Below are 2871 nucleotides of genomic sequence, written 5' to 3'. Positions count from 1 at the left end.
CCCGCCGAACCTCACCCGGCGAGCCTCACCCCCACCGAATGTCCGAAGAGCCGCATTGGGGCATCTCGGGCACGGAGCTGGCCTGCGGCACGTTCTTCAAACGCAGCAACGACACCACCTGCGATGGCGGCAACGGCGGATTCAACTGGAAAGAGTCTGGCATGAGCGGGGACGCGAAGAAGGCGGCGTTCCAGAGCTTCATCAAGTCCCAGGTGTATGGCGGCGCAACTCCGTCATTGAGCGGCGCGGCAAACTTCATCTATTACCGAGATACCTTCGCGAATGGTTGCGCTTACGGCGCAACTCCGTTGACGAGCAACCCTGGAGGATCACAGGTTTACGAGATCGCATCTGTCGCCACCACGGGCGCTGTTTCCAGTGTCTACTACGTAGGCGACCAGAAAGGCAGCACGAAGCGGTGGGCAACTACGAATCCCAATGCGGAGAAGACCTGTGACGAGCTCGCTGCGCTCGTAGAGCCGGGATCGAGTTACGCGAACGAATACAAGGCGTGGGCAAGAGACAACCCTGAAGAAGTCACCTCATCTCCCGGTGCCACTGGCGAGACAGGAGAGGACACGGCCACTTCGTGCATCATCGACGGCGTCGGCTGGATCATCTGCTCGGCCGCGATCTTCCTCGCCAACGTTACCGATTCCATCTATGGAATGGTTGCGAACATTCTTGAGGTTCCACCGATCAACGTCGATGTGGATGACGGTTCGAATGGCGCCTACAACGCATGGAATATCATGCGCCAGCTTGCCAACGTGGTGTTCGTGATCGCCTTCCTGGTCATCATCTATTCGCAACTCACCAGCACCGGCGTTTCGAACTATGGCGTCAAGAAGCTGCTTCCCCGACTCATGGTCGTTGCCGTCCTCGTGAACGTGTCGTATTGGATCGGCGCTATCGCCGTCGACGTCTCCAACATCATCGGGCACGGCATCTACGACATTTTCGCGTCCGTGAAGAACCGCATGAACATTGGCATCAGCGAGAACTGGGGCAACATCATCGTCGGCCTCCTCGCCGGTCAAGCGCTGGCCGTCCAAGGGGGCACCCTGGTTATTGGTTCGGCCGCCGTTCTCGGGTTCGCCGCCTGGGCGGCGGGATCGAGTGGCATCCTCGCCGTCGTGCTGACAGTCCTGCCGATGCTGCTGCTGGCCGTGCTCGCGGTGTTCGTCGTCGCCTTCCTGCTCATCGCCCGGCAGGCCATCGTCATCATCCTGATCATGATCTCGCCGCTCGCGTTCGTCGCGATGCTGTTCCCGAACACCGAGAAGTACTACAAGAAGTGGCTCGAGCTGTTGATGACGATGCTCACCATGTTCCCGTTGGTGTCGTTCGTCTTTGGCGGTGCCCAGGTTGCAGGACTTGCCATCCTCTCGACGGCTGAGGGCGCGACCGATCCGGTTGCTGCTGGACTTGCGATCATCGTCGGCCAGCTGGTGATGGTGCTGCCGTTCTTCTTCCTCTTCACCCTCATCGGCAAGTTCAGCGGCTCGCAGCTGGGTGCGTTGGCCGGCAAGCTCCGCGCGTCGGGCATGAAGGCGATCAACGGCGTCCGCAAGTACTCCGATCCGCTCGCAGACCGCAAGCGCAAGCTGGCCATGAGCCGCCTCCAGTCCGGGCAGATCACGCGTCGATACAACCGTCGCGGCCAAGAGACCACATTGAGCAAGCTCAGCGGTTCGGCTGGAGGACTGGTCGGCGGTGTCCTCAACACCTTCGGCGCGTCGAAGCACGCGGACGAAGTGCATACGAAGGCAAACGAGATGGATGTCCAGCGTGGCTACGCGAATACCGCCGCTGGGCAGGCTGCTGATGCTGCGCTGCGCACCGCGACACTCCAGGATGCGATCGACGAAAAGGCCAGGGAGACCAACTTCGAAGCGACTGCTCCGCTGGATCTGAAGCTCAAGGCGAAGCTCGCTGATGAGCAGCTGAAGGTCGAGAAGGCCCAGACCAATCAGGTGGCGGTCGAGGCGGCGACGCTCATGGCTCAGGCCGCGAACGAATCAGACCCTGTCAAGAAGGCGCAACTCGAGTACCGCGCGAGTCTACGAGCTGGCGGCGACCTGTCGATCGCTCACGACCTCCACGCGGCTCACACCGATGCTGCGCTGGCAAGCGAAGCAACGAACGTTGCCGGACGCCTGCAGCAGCAGGAGTATGCAAGGCAGGTGCAGACCGATCCGGCGTTGCTCAGCCGCGCGACAGGCATCGGTGGGGCGGCGGCGCAGAGCCGTGTACTCGCATCTACGCAGCACACCCTGCAGAAGGCCGTTGCTGACGATGTAGAAGCTGAACGCTCGTCTGTAGCGAATATGACGGACGTCACTGCGCTCAAAGCCGAGTTCAACGCGCGAGACGCTTCGGGCGCGCACATTGCGTCTGCTGCGCGCCGGGCCGCCCTCGCTGAACGGGCGATCACGATCGGAGATCCTGCGGATTACCACGACATAGTCGACAGCATCGGCGCGACAACCGGCAATGACGCCGAAACCAACGTCATGCGGCAGACAGTGGCAAGAGCTGTCGCCGCCGATAGCCAACTCTTCAAGGCTGGGGATATTGACGCCATTGCGACCGGCACGTTGGCCACCCGAACGGGCGCACCGAATACCGTGGCGCTCACCGTGCGCGAGAACGTCGAAAAGGGCGTGCTGTCCGCAGAAAAGACGGTTGGCGCCAGCAACGGCGACCTCAAGTTCGCCCACGCAAATGCCAGCCCGAAGGGTCAGCAGATGCTTCGTGATGCAGCTCTCGAAGTGAAGGGTAATGACACGCTCCGAGGCAAGATCAAGCACAATGCGGGCTCTTCGGACATTCGGTGGGGGTGAGGCTCGCCGGGTGAGGTTCGGCGGG

At 61.5% G+C, this 2871-nt stretch carries 1 protein-coding gene; it reads left to right on the top strand.

The window, feature by feature from the left end:
* The first annotated feature begins 38 nt into the window (after nt 1-38).
* The gene (locus AS96_RS14175; protein WP_155947608.1) at nt 39-2846 is read left to right on the top strand and encodes a hypothetical protein; all 2808 of its coding nucleotides are present in this window, start codon (nt 39-41) and stop codon (nt 2844-2846) included.
* Nucleotides 2847-2871 lie beyond the last annotated feature (25 nt).

It is taken from the genome of Microbacterium sp. MRS-1, from assembly GCF_000585455.1.
Classification (GTDB): Bacteria; Actinomycetota; Actinomycetes; order Actinomycetales; family Microbacteriaceae; genus Microbacterium; species Microbacterium laevaniformans.
The sequence above is the reverse complement of the archived record's forward strand: the minus strand, read 5'-3'. Positions and strand labels throughout refer to the sequence as shown.

Bases quoted from the DNA above. Each gene is read 5' to 3' on its own strand.
- AS96_RS14175 (WP_155947608.1), top strand. From the start codon at position 39: ATGTCCGAAGAGCCGCATTGGGGCATCTCGGGCACGGAGCTGGCCTGC.